The 19609-nt window shown below is 50.8% G+C and carries 18 protein-coding genes; 4 read left to right on the top strand and 14 right to left on the bottom strand.

Features of this window, described 5'->3' with window-relative positions; genetic code table 11:
* The 3 genes from ABYT30_RS06565 to fdxA form a co-directional block, all read left to right on the top strand.
* On the top strand, positions 1–493 hold a 493-nt coding region (locus tag ABYT30_RS06565; protein WP_373095709.1), incomplete at its 5' end, for a spermidine synthase.
* A 139-nt stretch (positions 494–632) separates the two neighbouring features.
* Positions 633–3212, top strand: coding sequence for a DNA mismatch repair protein MutS (gene mutS / locus ABYT30_RS06560; protein WP_373095707.1), 2580 nt, complete (start codon positions 633–635; stop codon positions 3210–3212).
* A 154-nt stretch (positions 3213–3366) separates the two neighbouring features.
* A complete protein-coding gene (gene fdxA / locus ABYT30_RS06555; protein ID WP_184462199.1) occupies positions 3367–3690 on the top strand; it encodes a ferredoxin FdxA in 324 nt (107 codons plus the stop codon).
* A gap of 118 nt (positions 3691–3808) precedes the next feature.
* Here the strand turns inward: fdxA and rpoS are convergent, their stop codons facing one another.
* The 11 genes from rpoS to ABYT30_RS06500 form a co-directional block, all read right to left on the bottom strand.
* Positions 3809–4813: an RNA polymerase sigma factor RpoS gene (gene rpoS / locus ABYT30_RS06550; RefSeq protein WP_373081683.1), complete on the bottom strand. Its 1005-nt coding sequence runs from the start codon at positions 4811–4813 to the stop codon at positions 3809–3811.
* A 73-nt stretch (positions 4814–4886) separates the two neighbouring features.
* The gene (locus ABYT30_RS06545; RefSeq protein WP_373081700.1) at positions 4887–5645 is read right to left on the bottom strand and encodes a peptidoglycan DD-metalloendopeptidase family protein; all 759 of its coding nucleotides are present in this window, start codon (positions 5643–5645) and stop codon (positions 4887–4889) included.
* A 169-nt stretch (positions 5646–5814) separates the two neighbouring features.
* Complete coding sequence (locus tag ABYT30_RS06540) at positions 5815–6720, bottom strand: DUF368 domain-containing protein (RefSeq protein WP_373081681.1); 906 nt, start codon at positions 6718–6720, stop codon at positions 5815–5817.
* Between the two features lie 35 nt (positions 6721–6755).
* Positions 6756–7394, bottom strand: a complete 639-nt coding sequence (locus tag ABYT30_RS06535; protein WP_373095705.1) for a protein-L-isoaspartate(D-aspartate) O-methyltransferase — start codon at positions 7392–7394, stop codon at positions 6756–6758.
* 77 nt (positions 7395–7471) lie between these two features.
* Entirely contained in the window at positions 7472–8494 is a 1023-nt protein-coding gene (gene truD, locus ABYT30_RS06530; protein WP_373095703.1) for a tRNA pseudouridine(13) synthase TruD, read from the bottom strand.
* Positions 8484–8975 carry a 2-C-methyl-D-erythritol 2,4-cyclodiphosphate synthase gene (gene ispF / locus ABYT30_RS06525; protein WP_373083418.1) on the bottom strand — a complete coding sequence of 164 codons (492 nt, stop codon included), beginning with the start codon at positions 8973–8975 and terminating at the stop codon, positions 8484–8486. Before ispF ends, truD begins: the two co-directional genes overlap by 11 nt.
* The gene (gene ispD, locus ABYT30_RS06520) at positions 8968–9684 is read right to left on the bottom strand and encodes a 2-C-methyl-D-erythritol 4-phosphate cytidylyltransferase (RefSeq protein ID WP_373095701.1); all 717 of its coding nucleotides are present in this window, start codon (positions 9682–9684) and stop codon (positions 8968–8970) included. The genes ispF and ispD overlap by 8 nt, the downstream gene beginning before the upstream one ends.
* A gap of 43 nt (positions 9685–9727) precedes the next feature.
* Entirely contained in the window at positions 9728–10006 is a 279-nt protein-coding gene (gene ftsB / locus ABYT30_RS06515) for a cell division protein FtsB (protein ID WP_373083416.1), read from the bottom strand.
* A gap of 84 nt (positions 10007–10090) precedes the next feature.
* Positions 10091–11374, bottom strand: a complete 1284-nt coding sequence (eno, locus tag ABYT30_RS06510) for a phosphopyruvate hydratase (protein ID WP_373083415.1) — start codon at positions 11372–11374, stop codon at positions 10091–10093.
* 39 nt (positions 11375–11413) lie between these two features.
* The gene (gene kdsA, locus ABYT30_RS06505) at positions 11414–12265 is read right to left on the bottom strand and encodes a 3-deoxy-8-phosphooctulonate synthase (protein ID WP_373083414.1); all 852 of its coding nucleotides are present in this window, start codon (positions 12263–12265) and stop codon (positions 11414–11416) included.
* A 37-nt stretch (positions 12266–12302) separates the two neighbouring features.
* Positions 12303–13928 carry a CTP synthase gene (locus ABYT30_RS06500; protein ID WP_373083420.1) on the bottom strand — a complete coding sequence of 542 codons (1626 nt, stop codon included), beginning with the start codon at positions 13926–13928 and terminating at the stop codon, positions 12303–12305.
* Positions 13929–14113: 185 nt separating this feature from the next.
* Here ABYT30_RS06500 and ABYT30_RS06495 point away from each other — a divergent pair, with 185 nt between their 5' ends.
* Positions 14114–14917 carry an inositol monophosphatase family protein gene (locus ABYT30_RS06495; RefSeq protein ID WP_373095699.1) on the top strand — a complete coding sequence of 268 codons (804 nt, stop codon included), beginning with the start codon at positions 14114–14116 and terminating at the stop codon, positions 14915–14917.
* Between the two features lie 149 nt (positions 14918–15066).
* Here ABYT30_RS06495 and secF read toward each other — a convergent pair whose 3' ends face one another.
* The 3 genes from secF to purL form a co-directional block, all read right to left on the bottom strand.
* Positions 15067–15990 carry a protein translocase subunit SecF gene (gene secF, locus ABYT30_RS06490; RefSeq protein ID WP_373083546.1) on the bottom strand — a complete coding sequence of 308 codons (924 nt, stop codon included), beginning with the start codon at positions 15988–15990 and terminating at the stop codon, positions 15067–15069.
* A 9-nt stretch (positions 15991–15999) separates the two neighbouring features.
* Complete coding sequence (gene secD, locus ABYT30_RS06485) at positions 16000–17874, bottom strand: protein translocase subunit SecD (protein WP_373083547.1); 1875 nt, start codon at positions 17872–17874, stop codon at positions 16000–16002.
* A gap of 117 nt (positions 17875–17991) precedes the next feature.
* A partial coding sequence (gene purL / locus ABYT30_RS06480; RefSeq protein ID WP_373095697.1) for a phosphoribosylformylglycinamidine synthase occupies positions 17992–19609 on the bottom strand: 1618 nt, incomplete at its 5' end.

Here is a 19609-nt window from a genome sequence, read left to right as displayed (position 1 = left end):
CGGCCTCGGCATGGGCTATACGCTAGCAGCGGCACTTCGCGCGGTGGGCAGCACGAGCCAAGTAACTGTCGCGGAACTGATTCCGGCCGTTGTCGAATGGAATCAAGGACCCTTAGGCGATTGTGCTGGCCAGCCCTTAAGCGACCCCAGAACAAAGGTTCATATTGGCGACGTGGCCGAATTATTACGCGACAACCCCAAAGCCTATGACGCTATTTTATTGGATGTCGACAACGGCCCAGAAGGCCTGACTCAAAACGACAACAATTGGCTGTATTCCCAGGCGGGACTCGAAGACCTATTTACCACCTTGCGCCCCGAAGGTGTATTGGCGATTTGGTCAGCCGGCGCTGACTCTATGTTTGCTATTCGATTAAAGAAAGCGCGATTCAAAGTCAGTATCCACACTGTACGTGCCCGCCCTGGCAAAGGTAGCCGCCACACTATATTTCTCGCGCAAAAACCTTGGCAAGCAGCGGATCAAGGTCGTTAACAGCGGCAGAGAGTTAGTGGTTTTTAATGCAATTTGCTATTCTTGCGGGCTTATATTCAACGCGTAATTTAAGCACGACTTACAGCCCAAGTGCTGTATAGAAACCCTATCGCCTAACGAATAAGGCCAATAAGCCGTAATGACTAAAGACGCCAATACCAGCAGCGTAGAAGTATCCCACACGCCAATGATGGTTCAGTATTTAAAGATCAAGGCGGAGCACCCCAATGAAGTGGTGTTCTATCGCATGGGCGATTTTTACGAATTGTTTTTTGAGGATGCCAAAAAAGCCTCTGAATTACTGGATATAACTCTCACCGCGCGGGGCAAAGCCGGCGGCAATCCAATTCCAATGTGCGGGGTGCCCTACCACGCTGTCGAGGGGTATTTAGCCAAATTGGTTAAGGCCGGTGAGTCAGTCGCAATTTGTGAGCAAATCGGCGACCCCGCTACCAGTAAAGGCCCAGTTGAACGCGCCGTAGCCCGTATTGTGACGCCGGGCACCATAAGCGACGAGGCGCTCCTTGACGAGCGCCGCGACGCGCTGCTGGTCGCCGCCTGCGGCCAAGCCGGTTTATTCGGCATAGCCGTTCTCGATATGAGCAGCGGACGTTTTCAAGTCTTAGAGGTTAAAGGCCACGCCGCATTTATTGGCGAATTACAGCGCCTACGCCCCGCGGAATTGCTTGTCGCAGACGATCTCCACGTCGAGGACATGCCCAAATTTGCCGGACTGCGCAAGCTGCCGCCGTGGGAGTTTGATTTTGATGCCGCAACCCGAGGCCTTTGCCAACATTTTGGCGTACAAGACCTCGCCGGTTTTGGCTGCGAACAACTACACCACGGCGTCGCCGCCGCCGGCTGCCTTCTGCACTACGTAAAAGACACCCAGCGCAGTGCCCTGCCCCATATTCGCCAGCTTAAACACGAATCCCGCGATGACGCCGTTGCAATGGACGCCGCCACCCGCCGAAACCTAGAACTCGACCTGAATTTAGGCGGTGGCACCGAGAACACCTTGGCCTCCGTCTTTGATCGCTGCCAAACGGCCATGGGCTCGCGCCTTCTCCGCCGCTGGCTGCACCGACCACTGCGCAACCAGGCAACTCTAACTGCCCGCCAAAGTGGCGTAGTGGGCCTCCTCGACAATTATCAGTTTGAGACATTGCGCGCCACTCTTAAACAGATTGGCGATTTGGAACGCATTCTCTCTCGTGTTGGCCTGCGCTCCGCACGTCCCAGGGACTTATCGCGACTACAGCGCTCACTGGCGACATTGCCAGAGCTACAAAGCCAATTAAAGCCCCTAGATATTCCTTATCTGCAGGGCTTAGCCGAGCAAATCAGCGAATTTCCAAGTCTGGCCGACCTACTCAGCCGTGCCGTGGCCGACAATCCGCCAATGGTCCTGCGCGACGGCGGTGTCATCGCCGAAGGCTTTGACCCAGAGTTAGACGAGTTACGGAGTCTTAGCACCGACGCTGGTGAATTCCTGCTGGCCATGGAGCGCCGCGAGCGCGAGAAAACCGGACTGAGCACTCTGAAAGTCGGCTATAACCGCGTCCATGGCTACTACATCGAAATCAGTAAGCTGCAGGCTGGTCAGGCGCCGGTTGAGTATATCCGTCGGCAAACGCTAAAAAACGCTGAACGTTTTATTACTCCTGAACTAAAAACCTTCGAAGACAAAGCCCTGAGCAGTAAAAGCCGCGCTTTAGCGCGGGAAAAATATCTCTACGAGAGTTTGCTCGACGCATTAAACCTCGAGCTTGCCGCTCTGCAAATAAGCGCACAGGGGTTGTGCGAGCTCGACGTCATTGCCAATTTGGCTGAGCGCGCTATACAACTGGACCTGTGCCAGCCTGAATTCAGCGACACCCCATTACTCAATATCGAGCAAGGCCGCCATCCCGTAGTTGAAAGTGTTCTTGACGAGCCTTTTATCGCGAATGACGTCAAACTTGCCGACGACCGCCGCACACTCATCATTACCGGCCCCAATATGGGCGGTAAATCGACCTATATGCGGCAAACAGCATTAATTGTACTGCTAGCCCATATCGGCAGCTTCGTGCCGGCTAAGGCCGTAAAACTCAGTCTAGTCGACCAAATATTCACCCGTATTGGCTCCTCTGACGACCTCGCTGGCGGGCGCTCGACCTTTATGGTGGAAATGACCGAAACCGCCAATATCCTCCACAACGCTACCGCCAAAAGTTTAATTTTGATGGATGAAATCGGCCGTGGTACCAGTACCTTCGACGGATTATCCTTAGCTTGGGCCTGCGCCATTGACCTTGCCGATCGCGTTCACGGCTTTACTTTGTTTGCGACCCACTATTTTGAATTAACCGTTCTGCCAGAAAGCTACCCTAAGGCCGCCAACGTTCACCTCGGCGTCACCGAGCACAACGACCACATTGTCTTCCTGCATCGGGTAGAAGAAGGCCCCGCAAACCGCAGCTACGGTTTGCAAGTCGCTAAATTAGCCGGTATTCCAGCCAAGGTTGTCAGCGCCGCCAAAATCAAACTTCAGCAACTGGAGTCTCAAGCAATTAAACATGGCCAACTTAGCACCGCGGGTCCACAAACTGATTTATTCGCGGCGCAGCCTACCGCAGATCACCCAGTAGTGACGGAGCTTGAAGACATTAACCCCGACGAACTCAGTCCGCGCCAGGCCCATGAGCTGCTTTATCGCCTTAAAGCCATTTTATAGTAAGGTGGTCGATGACGGACTAACGCGTAAAAACGATAATACACAGCTAAATTATTGTTAAGGCTAAACCTATACCCATATTTTTCACTGGTGTTACAATACCGCGCTGCGAGTAACCCACCCACAGTCAGGATTGAAAAGGGGCTGACCAAAAATGACTTTTGTTGTAGGCGAAGATTGCATTAAGTGCAAACACACTGATTGTGTTGAAGTATGTCCGGTAGACTGTTTTTATGAAGGCCCGAATTTCCTCGTCATACACCCTGACGAATGTATCGACTGTGCCCTGTGTGAACCAGAATGCCCTGTCAATGCGATATTTTCTGAAGACGAGCTGCCTGAAGATCAGCAAGTATTCTTAGAATTAAACGCGGAATTGGCTGAAGTTTGGCCTAATATAACTGAAATGAAAGCGCCGCCAGCGGATGCAGAGGATTGGGCCAACAAACCCAATAAGCTGCAGTACCTCGAGCGCTAAGCACCACGTCATAAAAAAGCCCGCAGTAGCGGGCTTTTTTATGACTGAAAATCCTAGTAGTAAAACATACCCAGCTGCTAGAGCTTGTCACTCTCTCCCAAGCACGGCCGCGGTGTGGCTAACTAAAGTCTTCAGCGAACAGCGATGATGCACTTAAGCCATTTTCTTCAAACAATACCCGCATACTTTTAAGCGCTTCAACCTGAATTTGACGAACGCGTTCGCGTGTCAAACCTATTTCACGGCCAACCTCTTCCAGCGTTGCCGGCTCGTGCCCGCGCAAGCCAAAACGCCGCACCACGACCTCGCGCTGTTTTGAACTCAAGTCGTCTAGCCATAGATCGATACTGTTAGAGAGGTCCTCACCCTGCAAAATATCGCTGGGGTTCAATGCCTGAGTATCGGCAAGGGTATCAAGTAGAACTTGATCCGAGTCCTGTGCAACAGGAACATCAACGGAACTCACCCGATCTTTCAAACCACACAAACGCTTTGCTTCTGATACCGGCCTATCTAAGGCTACCGCCATTTCTTCTGGCGAAGGCATATGGTCAAGCTTTTGGGTAAGCTCGCGCTCGGCACGCAAATAACTATTTAGTTCTTTTACAACATGAATTGGCAAGCGAATTGTACGAGTTTGATTCATAATCGCGCGTTCAATTGTCTGGCGAATCCACCACGTAGCGTAGGTTGAAAACCGAAAACCACGTTCAGGGTCAAACTTTTCTACCGCGCGAATTAAGCCGAGATTACCCTCTTCGACCAAGTCCAAAAGGCTCAGGCCGCGATTGAGATAACGCCGCGATATCTTCACGACTAAACGCAAATTACTCTCAATCATGCGTTTGCGTCCGGCGTCATCGCCTTTTCTCGCTAGCCGCGAAAAATAAACCTCTTCTTCTGCGCTTAACAAGGGTGAAAAGCCAATCTCACTTAGATACAGCTGGGTCGCATCGAGATCGCTTGATTGTCGCCGGGCACGACCAAGTTTAGCGGCCTTTTTAATGGGTTTCTCTACAGCAGAATGCTCTTCGCTCCTAGGATCTGAATCTTCCTGAACGTCCTTATTAGCTAGCATATCGCTTACATTTGAGCGATAGCTATCTTCTTCATATACCCGCATCGTCGAATCCTTTTTTGCGTTTGTTATTACTCGACTTAGTGATACTTAAAGGCTTTGCCCGGTTTTTATACAACTAACGCCGTGGTAGCAGCCTTAAAGGATCAACCGGTTTTCCGTTCTTTCGAACTTCAAAATGTAATTTAACTGAATCAGTACCGCTATCACCGACCTCGGCAATAACTTGACCCGCTTTAACTTTCTCCCCCTCCTTTACGTTTATACGCCGATTATGCCCATAGGCACTTAAAAAGCGATCGGAATGTTTCAGTATCAGCAGATTGCCATATCCGACCAAACCACTGCCTGCATACACTACCTCGCCACTTCTTGCTGCGTATACAGGCTCGCCCATTTTACCTTTTATATCAATACCCTTATGCGCCTGCCCAGTCGCAACGAATGACCTTACAACAGGTCCATTTAGCGGCCATCGCCAGTTCTCATTCACAATGTTTACTGACGGCCTTGGCGTAACAGCGGGTGCTACTTTCTGCTTGCTTACCGTCGACTTAGCTTTCGGCCGAACTAATGGTTTTATCGGTTCTTGCTTAGCGACCTGTGGCTTATTACTTTCCTTCAGCAATAATGCCTGCCCCGGATAAATGGTATATGGCGGCACCATATTGTTAGCAAGCGCTAACCCTTCAACCCCGAACCCATAGCGCCAAGCAATAGAAAAAAGAGTATCACCGGCGCTCACAATATAATACGGTGGCGTGCGCTCCGCAGGGTTATAACGATCAGAAACAGGGGCGAAACTACCATTGGTAGAACAAGAGACCAAGACTATAATTGCACAGCAAAAACCAGCAATTTGTCGCAATTTACTCATCACATGAAGGACCGATAAACCGCATAAAAAAAACCTTTTTTTTGACAAATGGCAATTTATTTTTAAAGGACCTTGCCCTTAAACTTTACGAATCAACCATCTCGAACTCAGTTTTGATCACTATTTGAGCTTTAAATCACAATTATTAGATGCAAATATTCTTAAAATTTTAGGCTTTTTTCGCAAATCGCTCTATCAAAAGCACCAAGATGACGCCAGTCATAGCCAAGGCCAAAGAAATTGCCAGCTGAGGCTCTGCACTCTCTGCATATTCCCAGGGAAATACATTTTGCCAGCCGGGAGCGAGGGACTCAGAAAGTAAAGCCCCCGAATCAGAGAGTTTCCAAGGCCAAATTATGCTCAATGAACCAATTAATATCCCGCTCAAACTAGCAAGAAGTTGAGCGCGGTAATGGTGCATTAGCCAAGACAATAGCCGCACAAAAAGCATTAAACCAAGCCCACACCCCATTGCAAAGCTCAGCAAGGCAAGCAAATCCAAACTTTTGACAGCATCAATCACCGGCTGGTACATGCCCAGCAGGAGTAAGATAAAACTCCCAGAAATACCGGGTAGAATCATGGCGCAAATTGCCAGCGCCCCCGACAAAAATAAATTCAATGGTGTACTAGCAATATCCGCTGGGCGAATTTCACCAATTAAAATGGCAAAACCAAGGCCGCATATCAACCAAGCGACTTGCCGGCCACCACTCGGTATCTGCCGATACACCAGCAATGCCGACGCGAAAATCAAACCAAAAAACAATGCCGCAAGGGGGACAGGATAGTGATGTAATGCGTAAGAAATAGCCCTTGCCAACGACAAGACACTAGTGGCAATACCTAGCAATAGGCTCATCAAAAAGCCACCGTTGATGTGCTGCCAAAATGCAGTTAGGCCAGATTTAAATAAGACCTGCACAGCCTGAATATTACACGACTTCAAGCTCTCTATAAGCTCGTCATAAATCCCGGTAATGAAAGCAATAGTCCCACCCGACACACCAGGCACCACATCTGCAGCGCCCATGGCCATACCGCGAATAAATACCGCGGGGTAAAATCCCTTCATTAAATTTTCCTTAGTAGTAATGGCGTCGCTTAACGTTAAGACAATAAACCTGCGAGTAAGGGTACAAATAACACCGGTTCAATCACTTGTTCTTGGATACCCTCTTCTGTCTTATCAAAGATGTAAAGAGACTGTTGTTTGCCCTGGGGGCCAATAGGCATAACCAGGCGTCCGCCCAGCGCCAACTGCTCTAATAGCTCCTGAGGAACTTCAGCGGGCGCTGCTGCCGACAAAATCCCATCGTATGGCCCGCGATCCTTCCAACCCATGCTGCCGTCGGCGTGGCGCATCTGCACATTGTTTAGCCCCAACTGACGCATACGTTGACGCGCTTTCTCTTGCAATGGTCGGATACGCTCAACGCTGAAAACGCGATCAACCAATTGCGCCAAAATGGCAGTCTGGTAGCCAGAGCCCGTACCCACCTCCAAAACCCGCTCCCGCGGACCATTCGCCAGTAATAATTCAGTCATACGAGCAACAATATACGGCTGAGACAAGGTCTGCTGGAAACCGATCGGTAGCGAGCTGTCTTCATAGGCGCGATGGGACAATGCCTCATCTAGGAATATGTGCCTAGGAGTGCCCCGAATGACATTTAGCACCGCATTATCGGTGATCCCACGCTCGCTCAAGCGCTCTATTAAGCGATCTCGGGTCCGCTGGGATGTCATCCCGATACCTTGTAAATTTAAGATTGTCACCCAGCTTTCTCAGTTAATACCATTAAACAACGACTCGTTTGCCGCCCCTAGCTCGCCAGTGGATAGCTGATTAATTCTCGCACAAGCGCCGTGGCGAAACAGCCCCTAGGCAAGGAAAAGCTTAACTCCAGCGACTTATTACCCGTAAACCGCCATTGAAAATCCCGGGGTATTAAGCGCAGTGCGCGCCGCTCTGAATTCAAACCGTTTTTTAATAAGCCAGCACAGAGCTCTGAGGCCTGTTCATACACCGCCTCTTCGAGGCTTGCTACCGCACCCTCTACGATTAAACGACCAGCTTTGCCAAACATAGGTCCAGTCGGCTGAATATCACCGCTGGCAACTCGGGCGACAGTCTCGTCATTGAGCTCGGCACTAAACACACTACCACTGTCACGTAGCGCGTAAACATCACCCGCTAAACCTTTATTCCAATTCCCATCACGCACGCGCTGGGCCAAAACCTCATTAAACAAATACGACCTCGCCGCAGATAAATACATACTCCGCTCAAAGCGACCCGGCTTAATTTCACCAGCAAACCACTGCCGACAGCCTGTGATATTGCCGCCCTCGTTGCCAAAGCGCTGTTCGCCGAAGTAATTTGGTACGCCGAGATGAATCTGTTCCAAGCGTGAATTCAAGTCCGCTATGTCACCGATTAAGGACTGTAGGCAAATTGTAAATTTATTGTAGCGATGACTACCCAAGCGGAGTTTCTGGCGATGGCGGCCCTTGCGCAGAATTTTCCACGACTCAGATTCAGGCACATCCCAGCTAGGGAAATTCTTGCCCGGTAAATGGACACAAAACCATTGCCGAGTAATGGCATGACGATCCTTTTGCCCGGAGTAGCTAACGGCCTTGGGCTGCACGCCAGCAATTCTGGCGAGCTGACGCGCAACGTATTCAGTATTATCGCCCCGCTTCTCAATCCACAGCCAATCGAATTCGCCATCGTCACTAAAGTCGACGGGAAATACTTCCTCAACCACGAAATCCTCAGGCTGAGCTTTTAATACCCCGCTAACAGTCGGAACACCCATCGCTCGCGGCCAATCAGCGAGCATCACACCGCTCCAATAACACCACGGCATCAACGGCAATACCTTCACTGCGTCCAATGAAGCCGAGCTTTTCAGTCGTTGTGGCTTTCACACTGATCTGACCAACATCCACAAACAATACCTTGGCAATTGATTCACGCATCGCAAGAATATAGTTGGCAAGGCGCGGGGCCTGAGCGGCGATAGTGATATCGGCATTGCCAAGCTGATAACCTTGGGCTTTTATCAATTGGTAACAATGGGCCAGTAATTGGGCGCTGTCTGCACCTTTATAGCGTGAGTCAGTATCAGGAAAATGTTTGCCAATATCCCCAAGCGCCAAGGCGCCAAGTAAGGCATCGCAAAGCGCATGTAAGGCAACATCACCATCGGAATGAGCGATTAGCCGGAATGAGCACGGAATCCAAACCCCGCAAAGATGAATACCCTCACCACTATCTAAGCGGTGAACATCGTAACCGTGACCAATACGAATACTAGGCATTTAAGGCTCCCGCCAGAAAAACCTCGGCAATGGTGAGGTCATCGGGGTAAGTAATTTTAATATTGCGATGACTACCTTCCACCAAAAGTGCCTGGCCTCCCAAGTGTTCCATCGCTGAAGCCTCATCCGTTACCGGTAACGCCCGCTCCCGACAGTATTCCAAGGCCTCACGCAACGCGCCGTAGCGAAATAACTGAGGCGTTAAAGCCCGCCATAAATTATTACGATCCACGGTGGTAACAGCTTCCTGTTCGTCACTTGCACGCTTAACGGTATCAACCACACGCGCGGCTAAAATAGCGCCCACGGCGTGACTACGCCCCTTAAACAACAAGGTTTGAAGATCTTGTTCACTCAGACAGGGACGCGCAGCATCATGCACTAAAACCCAGTCGTGGGCTTCAGCGTCCGTCAAACTCGCCATTGCCAGCGCAACGGAATCCGCTCGCTCGCGCCCCCCAGCGACCTGCGTCACCTTTGGGTGCTTGGCGCAAGATAGTTGCGCGAAGTCTTTGTCATCAGCGTGTAGGGCGACAACAATTCCGGCAAGCTCAGGACAGCGCAACAAGGCATCAAGACTGTGCTCGATAACGGTTTTTCCGGCGAGAGGTGAATATTGTTTGGGCAGCTCAGCGCCAAAGCGGCTGCCTTGCCCCGCAGCGGGCACCACTGCCCAAAGGCGCGGTATTCGGCCCTTGTCGTCAACCATGTCGGCACTGCCTGTTAAATTTCAAGCTATTATTGTGTTCCAACTATTCTTCAACAATAAGGTAAAAAGTCTCATTGTCTTTAATAAGCCCCATATCATTACGGGCTCGCTCTTCTATACTATCGAGATCGTTTTTCAAACTGCGCACTTCACCGTACAAGCGCTCATTGCGCTGATTCAAGTCGGCATTGACTTTTTTCTGCTGGGCAATATCGCGACGTAAACTGGTGATTTGTTCCCAGCTACCGGTGCCAGTCCACAACCTGAATTGCAACATGACCAAAAGGACCAGCAGTAATAAAAGCAATCGCCGGCGAGTCATTGTGCTGCCATCTCACTCATACCCATACTGATCTCAATACCTGCCGGTAAAAATCAAAGGGCAGCGCAAACTGCCCGAACATTGTTAGGCGCGAAATTCATCACGGCCGCGATACGCTGCACCCAACTCTGCTTCAATGCGCAATAAGCGATTGTATTTTGCCACACGGTCAGAGCGGCACAATGAGCCGGTTTTAATCTGACCAGCGGAGGTCGCGACGGCCAAATCAGCAATAGTGGTGTCTTCGGTTTCGCCGGAGCGATGGGAAATAACGGCGGTATAACCTGCGTCTTTGGCCATCTTAATCGCGTCTAAAGTTTCAGTCAGCGAACCGATTTGATTGAATTTAATCAGGATTGAGTTGGCGATCTTGTTATCGATACCGCGTTTCAGAATTTTGGTATTCGTTACGAATAGGTCGTCACCCACTAGTTGCACGCGATCGCCAACTTTACGGGTTAATGTAGCCCAGCCGTCCCAGTCGCTTTCGTCCATGCCATCTTCAATGGAGATAATCGGGTATTTTTGGCTCAGCTCATCTAAATAGCTCGCGAAACCCTCAGCATCAAATTCTTTGCCTTCGCCGCTCAGCACGTATTTGCCGTTCTTGTAAAATTCAGAGGATGCGCAATCGAGTGCCAAGGTAATATCTTTGCCCAATTCATAACCGGCGTTGGCAACGGCCTCAGCAATGGCTTCAAGTGCCGCTTCGTTCGATGGTAGATTCGGTGCAAAACCGCCCTCGTCACCCACTGAGGTGCTCAGGCCACGAGCGACCAATACTTTCTTGAGCGAGTGGAAAATTTCCGCACCCTGACGCAAGGCTTCAGCAAAAGTCGGCGCACCAACGGGCTGAATCATAAATTCTTGGATATCGACATTATTGTCGGCGTGCTCGCCACCGTTGATGATATTCATCATTGGCACCGGCATGGTGTACTGGCCTTCGGTACCATTGATTTGCGCAATACGCTGGTACAGAGGAATACCTTTTTCAATCGCTACAGCTTTGGCGGCTGCTAACGATACTGCGAGAATGGCGTTAGCGCCCAATTTAGACTTGGTCTCAGTACCATCTGCTTTAATCATAGCATTGTCGATAGCGCGCTGATCTTCAGCGTCCATACCCAGCAACAAATCACGAATAGTGGTATTGATATTGGCAACCGCTTTTAACACGCCCTTACCCAAATAACGGCTGGCGTCACCATCGCGAAGCTCTAGCGCTTCGCGAGATCCGGTCGACGCCCCTGAGGGTGCACACGCACTGCCGACCGCGCCTGAGGCCAGTACAACATCCGCCTCAACGGTGGGGTTACCGCGAGAGTCTAGGATCTCATACGCTTTAATATCGACAATCTCTGCCATCTGAGTTTTCTCCGTGTCTGTCTTTACAAAGTTAAAAATCTATTGAATATCGAGTGTCGGCAAGGATTTCACTACATCGTCCACTGCCTTCATATGTTCGAGGAAGCCCTTTAGCGCAGATAAGGGAAGCGCGCTGGGGCCATCACATTTGGCTTGATCGGGATTGGGGTGAGCCTCAAGGAACAAACCAGCAATACCCAAAGCCATGCCGGAACGGCCCAGCTCGGCAACTTGATTGCGCCGCCCACCGGAAGCCGCACCCATCGGGTCGCGACATTGCAGCGCATGGGTAACATCAAAAATCAGCGGCGCCCCGCCGCTGACATCCCGCATAATTTTAAAGCCGAGCATATCGACCACAAGATTGTCATAACCGAAATTGCTGCCGCGCTCACACAGCATAATTTTGTCGTTTCCGCATTCGGCAAACTTCTCGACAATATTTTTCATTTGAGCGGGGCTTAAAAACTGCGGCTTTTTAATATTAATAACCGCATCGGTGGCGGCCATCGCCGCAACTAAATCGGTCTGCCTGGCCAAAAATGCCGGCAACTGAATAACGTCACAGACTTCAGCCACTGGCCCAGCCTGGTGAATTTCGTGAACATCAGTAATGACCGGAATATTAAAGGTCTGCTTAATTTCTTGAAAAATTCGCAGGCCTTCTTCCATTCCAGGGCCACGATAAGAGTGCACTGACGAGCGGTTGGCCTTATCAAAAGAGGCCTTAAAAACATAGGGAATACCCAGTTCAGCACAGACTGTCACGTAATGTTCTGCGACCTTCATGGCCATGTCTCGAGACTCAAGAACGTTCATACCGCCAAACAAAACAAAGGGCTTGTCATTTGCCACATCAATACCGGCAACATTCACTACTTTATCTTTCATCTATGACTTCCTTAAATCCCGACATTGAAGCAGCGCGTTATGCTTTACTGTGTGCATACGCGGCATTCACAAAACCACTGAATAACGGGTGCCCATCCCGTGGCGTTGAAGTGAACTCCGGGTGGAATTGGCAGGCAATAAACCAAGGGTGATCGGGTATTTCAACCACTTCAACCAAACTCTTGTCCGCTGACCAGCCACCGACTTTCAAGCCATTGGCCTGCATATTTTCAACATATTTGTTATTTACTTCGTAGCGATGGCGGTGACGCTCGGTAATCAACTCGCTACCATAAACGGCACTTACCCCAGAGCCTTCAACCAAATGGCACTGCTGGGCACCTAAGCGCATACTGCCACCGAGATCGGTATCTTCATTTCGCTGTTCGACGTCACCCTCTGCGGTCACCCATTCGGTAATCAAGCCAATCACGGGGTCGCTGCACTTCTCATCAAACTCGGTGCTATTCGCGCCGCTAATACCTAAGACATTGCGGGCAAACTCAATAACAGCTACTTGCATACCTAAACAGATACCCAAGTAAGGGATCTTGTTTTCTCTGGCGTATTGCACGGTGAGAATTTTTCCTTCTACACCGCGGTTGCCAAAACCGCCGGGCACCAGAATACCGTCGACGCCGTCAAGCACGCCTAAGCCTTCTTTTTCTATTACCTCAGAATCGATATAGCGCACTGCCACCTTGGTCCGACTGTGGATACCGGCGTGTTTTAGCGCTTCGTTCAGCGACTTATACGCGTCCAATAGCTCCATGTACTTACCCACCATGGCTATGGTCACGGTTTGGTCTTGATGCAAATCGCCTTCGATAACGGTATCCCACTCGGTAAGGTCCGCCGGCGGGCAGTCCAGACCAAAACGTTCAACCACGAGCTCATCTAAGCCCTCCGCCGCTAATAAAGAAGGAATACGGTAGATTGAGTCAACATCGCGCAACGGGATAACCGCACGAGATTCAACATTGGTAAACAACGCTATTTTATGACGGCTGCTCTGGTCAATTTCATGATCTGAGCGGCACAGCAAAATATCAGGCTGTAAGCCGATGGAGCGCAGTTCTTTGACCGAGTGCTGAGTCGGTTTGGTTTTGGTTTCGCCAGCGGTGGCGATGTACGGCACCAAGGTCAGGTGCATCAGCATTGAGCGCTTAGCGCCCAGCTCAACCTTTAACTGACGTGCGGCTTCAAAGAAAGGCAGACCTTCAATATCGCCCACAGTGCCACCAATTTCGACAATGGCGATGTCGGCATCACCGGCACCGGCTAGGACCCGGCGCTTAATTTCATCGGTAATATGGGGAATAACCTGAACCGTGCCACCAAGATAGTCACCGCGACGCTCTTTACGCAGGACGGTTTCATAAACTCGGCCAGCGGTAAAATTATTGCCCTTAGCCATTTTAGCGCGCACAAAGCGCTCATAATGACCAAGATCTAGGTCAGTTTCAGCGCCGTCTTCGGTGACAAACACCTCGCCGTGCTGGAAGGGACTCATGGTACCTGGGTCTACATTGATGTAGGGATCCAGTTTCAACATGGTAACTTTGAGGCCGCGAGCCTCGAGAATAGCGCCCAGCGATGCTGAAGCGATGCCTTTACCGAGAGACGAAACAACACCGCCGGTGACGAATATAAAACGCGCCATGTCATGCCTTTTTGATAGTGCGATAAGATATAGGGCTGGAAAAAGCGGTGCTTCTTTGCCCCTTGAGATGGGATGTCAGTCTAACAGGAAGGACATAGCGAAACAATGAAATTAGGCCTCCGTCGGGCGCCGAGTCTCTGTTATAATGCGCCTCCAATTGCTTGCACATTCAAGGCCTTAGTACTATGCAACCCATGCTGAATATCGCATTGCGCGCCGCCCGTAAGGCGGGAGACATCATCGCCCGCGCTTCTGAGCAACTCGATCGCGTTCAAATCGAGTCCAAGGGCGAGAACGATTTTGTGACCGAAATCGACCGCAAGGCCGAGCAGGAGATCATTTACCACCTGCAAAAAGCCTATCCCGATCACGGATTTCTCGGTGAAGAATCTGGCGCGTCTGGCAATGCCAGCAGCGACTACCAGTGGATTATCGACCCGATCGACGGTACCACCAACTTTGTCCGAGGCATTCCTCACTTTGCCATTTCAATCGCCTGCGTATTTCAAGGCCAGATTGAGCATGCGGTGGTCCTAGACCCCATTCGGCGCGAAGAGTTTACCGCCAGCCGGGGCCGGGGCGCCCAACTCAACGGCCGCCGAGTGCGGGTCACCATGAACTCTAGTTTAGAGGGCGCCTTAATAGGCACCGGCATTCCATTCAAGGCCCACAACGCTCAACACCTGCCGGCTTATATGCGCAGCCTTGAAGCTGTGGCCGCCGAAACCGCCGGTATTCGCCGCGCTGGCGCCGCCTCTCTGGATTTAGCCTATGTTGCTGCCGGCCGTCTTGATGGTTTCTGGGAAATCGGCCTAAGTAAATGGGATATCGCTGCAGGCATTTTGCTGGTACGCGAAGCCGGTGGCTTGGTCAGTGATTTCAGTGGTGGTGGTAATTACTTCGAAAGCGGCCATATTGTTGCCGCCAATCCCAAGTGTTTGAAGGGATTGCTACAGGCAGTGCGCCCGCATTTAGAAAAATTGCGATAGGGATTAGTCAGACGCCTGAAGTCGGCGGTCTGACGCAAGAGCAAAAACAAAAAAAGCGCATCAAATGCGCTTTTTTTACGTCCGACGTCCGTCCCCAGACGCCCGACTGCCTTCTCTTCCGACGTCAGACCCCAGACGTCCGACTCAACTCAAGGCAAATCATCAATCTCTGCCCCTTCTTTCTCCTGCACAATCAAGTCATCCTGACTGATATTCATCGACACCAGCATACTCGCCACGATGTAAACCGATGAATACGTACCCACACCGATACCCACCAGCAGCGCTAAGGCGAAGCTGTGAATCATCTCGCCACCAACCACCGCTAATGCAATCAATACCAACAATGTCGTGCCAGATGTAACGAGCGTGCGGTCTAGGGTTTCGGTTAGGGAGATATTAATCACTTCTACAGCGTCGTGTTTGCGTAATTTACGCAGGTTTTCACGAATACGGTCGGCGACAACGATAGAGTCGTTAAGCGAGTAACCAATTACCGCCAGAACAGCCGCCAATACCGTGAGATCGAAATCCCACCCGACTAGAGCGAAGACACCCAAGGTGATAATGACATCATGACCCAAAGCCGCTACCGCACCGAGAGAAAACTTAATTTGGAAGCGCATCGCGACGTAAATCAGTACCACGACCAAGGCGAGCAATACCGCCAAACCACCCTGCTCACGCAGTTCTTCACCAACTTGAGGGCCAACAAACTCAATACGGCGTAAATCAATTTCACCTGACGTACCGGCCTTCAGTACCTTCAGGACCTCCTCGCCTAATGTTGGACTCATTCCCTGTGGAAGGCGAACCAACACGTCGGTATCCGAACCGAAATTCACGACCACGGCATTGTCGTAACCCGCCGCTTTGAGCTCATCCCGCAGCTCAGGTAAAGACACCGGCTCTTCATAGATAACTTCAATTAAGGTACCGCCGGTAAAATCCAAGCCAAAATTCAGCCCTTTAAAGGCAAGTAAGCCAATAGAGATTACGACCAAACTGACCGAGAGCATGGTGGCAAGCTTGCGCAAGCCCATAAAATCAATAATTTTTGTATTCTCAGACATGTGTTTCCCCTAGATCGCCAGCTTAGTGACGCGACGACCGCCGTAAAGCATATTCACAATTGCTCGTGTACCCATAATCGCCGTAAACATGGAGGTAATTATCCCCAGCGACAAGGTGACCGCAAAACCTCGTACCGGCCCGGTGCCCACTGCGTACAAAATCACAGCAACCAGCAAGGTGGTAATATTCGAGTCCATAATCGTAACAAAGGCGCGACCATAACCGGCCTCAATAGCGTGCTGCACCGACAAGCCCGCTTTTAGTTCTTCGCGAATTCGGGAGAAAATGAGTACATTGGCATCCACCGCCATACCCACCGTCAATACAATACCGGCGATACCAGGCAAGGTTAGCGTGGCACCGAGCAAGGACATACAGGCGGTGAGTAAAACAATATTCGCACCCAGCGCTGCAACCGCAATAACGCCAAACACGCGGTAGTACACCACCATAAACACAGCGACCAAGCCAAGACCGATCTTCACCGCATTAAAGCCTTGTGCAATATTTTCTGCACCCAAGGACGGCCCAACCGTACGCTCCTCAACAAAGTCGATTGGCGCAGCAAGCGCACCTGCGCGCAGCAGCAAAGACAATTCGGCAGCCTCTCCCGGTGCATCCAAACCCGTAATTCTGAACTGCACGCCTAGGGCATCTTTAATCGTTGCTAAGCTAATAATTTTCTTTTCGTCATAGGGCACTTTGACGATGTGCTCTTTGCCTTCCGCATCAACTTTGTAATGGGTACGACTTTTACGCTCAATAAACAGAACACCTAAGCGGCGGTTGATATTGTGACGGGTCATACGGTGCATCAGCGTACCGCCCTCGCTGTCGAGGGTAATACTGACCTGAGGCATGCCATTTTGATCAAAGCTGGCCTGGGCATTTGCCACGCGCTCACCGGTAATCACCACATCACGCTCTAACCACGCACTGGGCTCACCTTGACCAGGATTGCGAAATTCAAACTGCTCACGGTCAGATATCGGCGCGTCGTAGCGAGCTTCTAATCTGAAATCTAGATTCGCGGTTTTACCCAGTATACGTTTTGCTTCTGCGGTATCCTGAACACCAGGCAACTCAACGACTATTCTGTTTCGGCCCTGGCGCTGCACTAAGGGCTCAGAAACCCCAAGTTCGTTAACCCGATTACGCAGGGTCGTTAAGTTTTGGCCCACAGCGTAATCTTCAATTTCTTTGCGCTTCGCTTCGCTGATTAACGCGCTAAAATAAAATGCGCTGTCGCCAGCCGGTGAGTCCACCCGCTGCGCGGTTAATTCCGTAAATTCCTTCCTGACTAAATTCAGTGCGGAATCTCGCAAGTCTGCCGACGTGAACTTACCGGTGATAACACCATCGTCGCCTAAACTCACAAAACCACGAATACCGTCTTCACGTAATTTCTTCTTAATGCCGGAGTTATAGTGCTCCAGTCGAGTCGCAATAGCAGATTCAGTATCGACTTCCAGCAAGAAATGCACGCCACCGCTCAAATCCAGACCTAATTTCATGGCCTGCGCACCCAAGTTACTCAACCACTCAGGCGTATTGGATGCCAAATTCAAGGCGACAATAAAACCGTCTCCCAAGCTGCGCTGTACCACCCGTTGAGCGCGGAGCTGAACTTCCGCATCATACAGACGGATCAAACCACTTTTGCCTGACTCATTAGCCTTTTCGCCAAAATGCTCGATACCACTGGCATCCAAGGCTGCCGATAAACGCTCCATCTGCGCCTGATCGATAATGACACCACTACTTTCCCCTGAAATCTGCAGGGCCGGGTCTGGCCTATACAAATTAGGGATTGCGTACAGCAAACCAAAGCCCAGAACTGCCACAATTAGCAGGTTTTTCCAGAGCGGATATTTATTTAACATTCTATTTCCACCAAAACCGCCTGTCGCGACGGTGTCCGTTTAACACTGGGCGAGACACCCCTAACATCCAAATACCACACATATAAGAAGGCCGGTAAAAACCGGCCCCCTAAGAACTCAGCCAACCCAAACCCGAGCGTTACGGAATAAGCGCATCCAGCCACTGTCCTCCACCGAATTATCCGCGATCCAGGAGTTCTGCACCGTTCGGAACACCCGCTCCGGGTGGGGCATCATAATCGTAACCCGACCATCAGCGCTGCTCGCACCTGCAATACCTGCAGGCGAACCATTGGGGTTAGCCGGATATTGCTCAGTTACCGCCAAATGATTATCAATATATCTCAGCGCCACTTTACCAGATTGCTGCAAACTGCCGAGCTGAGCCGAATTGGCAAACTCCGCGCGCCCCTCTCCATGCGCAATCGCAACAGGCATATGCGAACCCGCCATGCCAGCAAGTAATATGGAGGGTGATTCGGGAATTTCAAGTTGCGCTACCCGTGCCTCGAACTGTTCTGAGCGGTTGCGCACAAAACGCGGCCAAAACTCAGCGCCGGGTATTAGCGAATGCAAATTTGACATCATCTGACAGCCATTGCAGACACCTAGCGAGAAGGTATCTTCGCGCTGAAAATAAGCGGCGAACTCATCTCTTGCCCGAGCATTAAACAATATTGTTTTTGCCCAACCCTCACCGGCCCCCAGCACATCGCCATAGGAGAAACCACCACAAGCAGCCAAGCCCTTAAAATCAGCGAGGCTAACTCGACCACTGAGAATATCGCTCATGTGCACATCAACTGCGCTAAACCCGGCGCGATCAAAAGCCGCAGCCATTTCCATTTGGCCGTTAACACCCTGTTCACGCAGTATCGCCACCCGTGGCCGCACGCCAGTTTTAATATACGGTGCAGCAATATCCGATTGAGCATCAAAGCTAAGCTTACTGCTTAAACCCGGATCGGCTTCAACGAGACCATCAAACTCCTGCTGGGCACACTCAGGGTTATCACGCAGCGCTTGCATACGATAACTCAGCTCCTGCCACTTACGATGCAATGCCAAGCGCTCCCCGCGCAATACTTCGCTACCGGCAAAACGCATTTGCACGTCACTGCCCAGCACGACACTACCAATATTCTGAACCAGATCGCCTAGACCGTGCTCGGCAAAAATTGCCATTACACCACTAATATCTGCTGTTTTCACCTGAAGTACGGCACCCGCCTCTTCAGCAAAGAGCGCACCGTGAACCGTGCCTTCTGAGCCTAAATCAATATCTAGACCACAATGCCCAGCAAAGGCCATTTCCAGTAGTGTGATCGCCGTACCACCATCGGAGCGGTCGTGGTAGGCGATGATTTTTTCTTTCTCTAGCAGTAGCTGAATCGCATTAAAAAAGCCTGACAGTAACTTAGGGTCATCAATATCTGGTGCAGTATCACCGATTTGCTGATACACCTGCGCCAAACAGGAACCGCCAAGGCGCTGCTTACCCGCGCCAAGGTCAACGAGCAGTAAGGCGGTGTCGCCCAAATCTGTGCGCAGCTGCGGCGTAACCGTTTTCCGCACATCATTCACTGGACTAAAGGCAGTGATGATTAAGGACATCGGTGCGGTAATAGCTTTGTCCGCGTCATTGTCACGCCAAGTCGTGCGCATAGACATCGAGTCTTTGCCAACCGGGATGGTTATCCCCAGCGCTGGACAAAACTCCATGCCAACCGCCTTT

This window comes from Zhongshania sp., assembly GCF_041623545.1.
Lineage (GTDB): Bacteria > Pseudomonadota > Gammaproteobacteria > Pseudomonadales > Spongiibacteraceae > Spongiibacter.
Note: the sequence above shows the minus strand (reverse complement) of the source record. Positions and strands in the feature narration are given on the sequence as shown.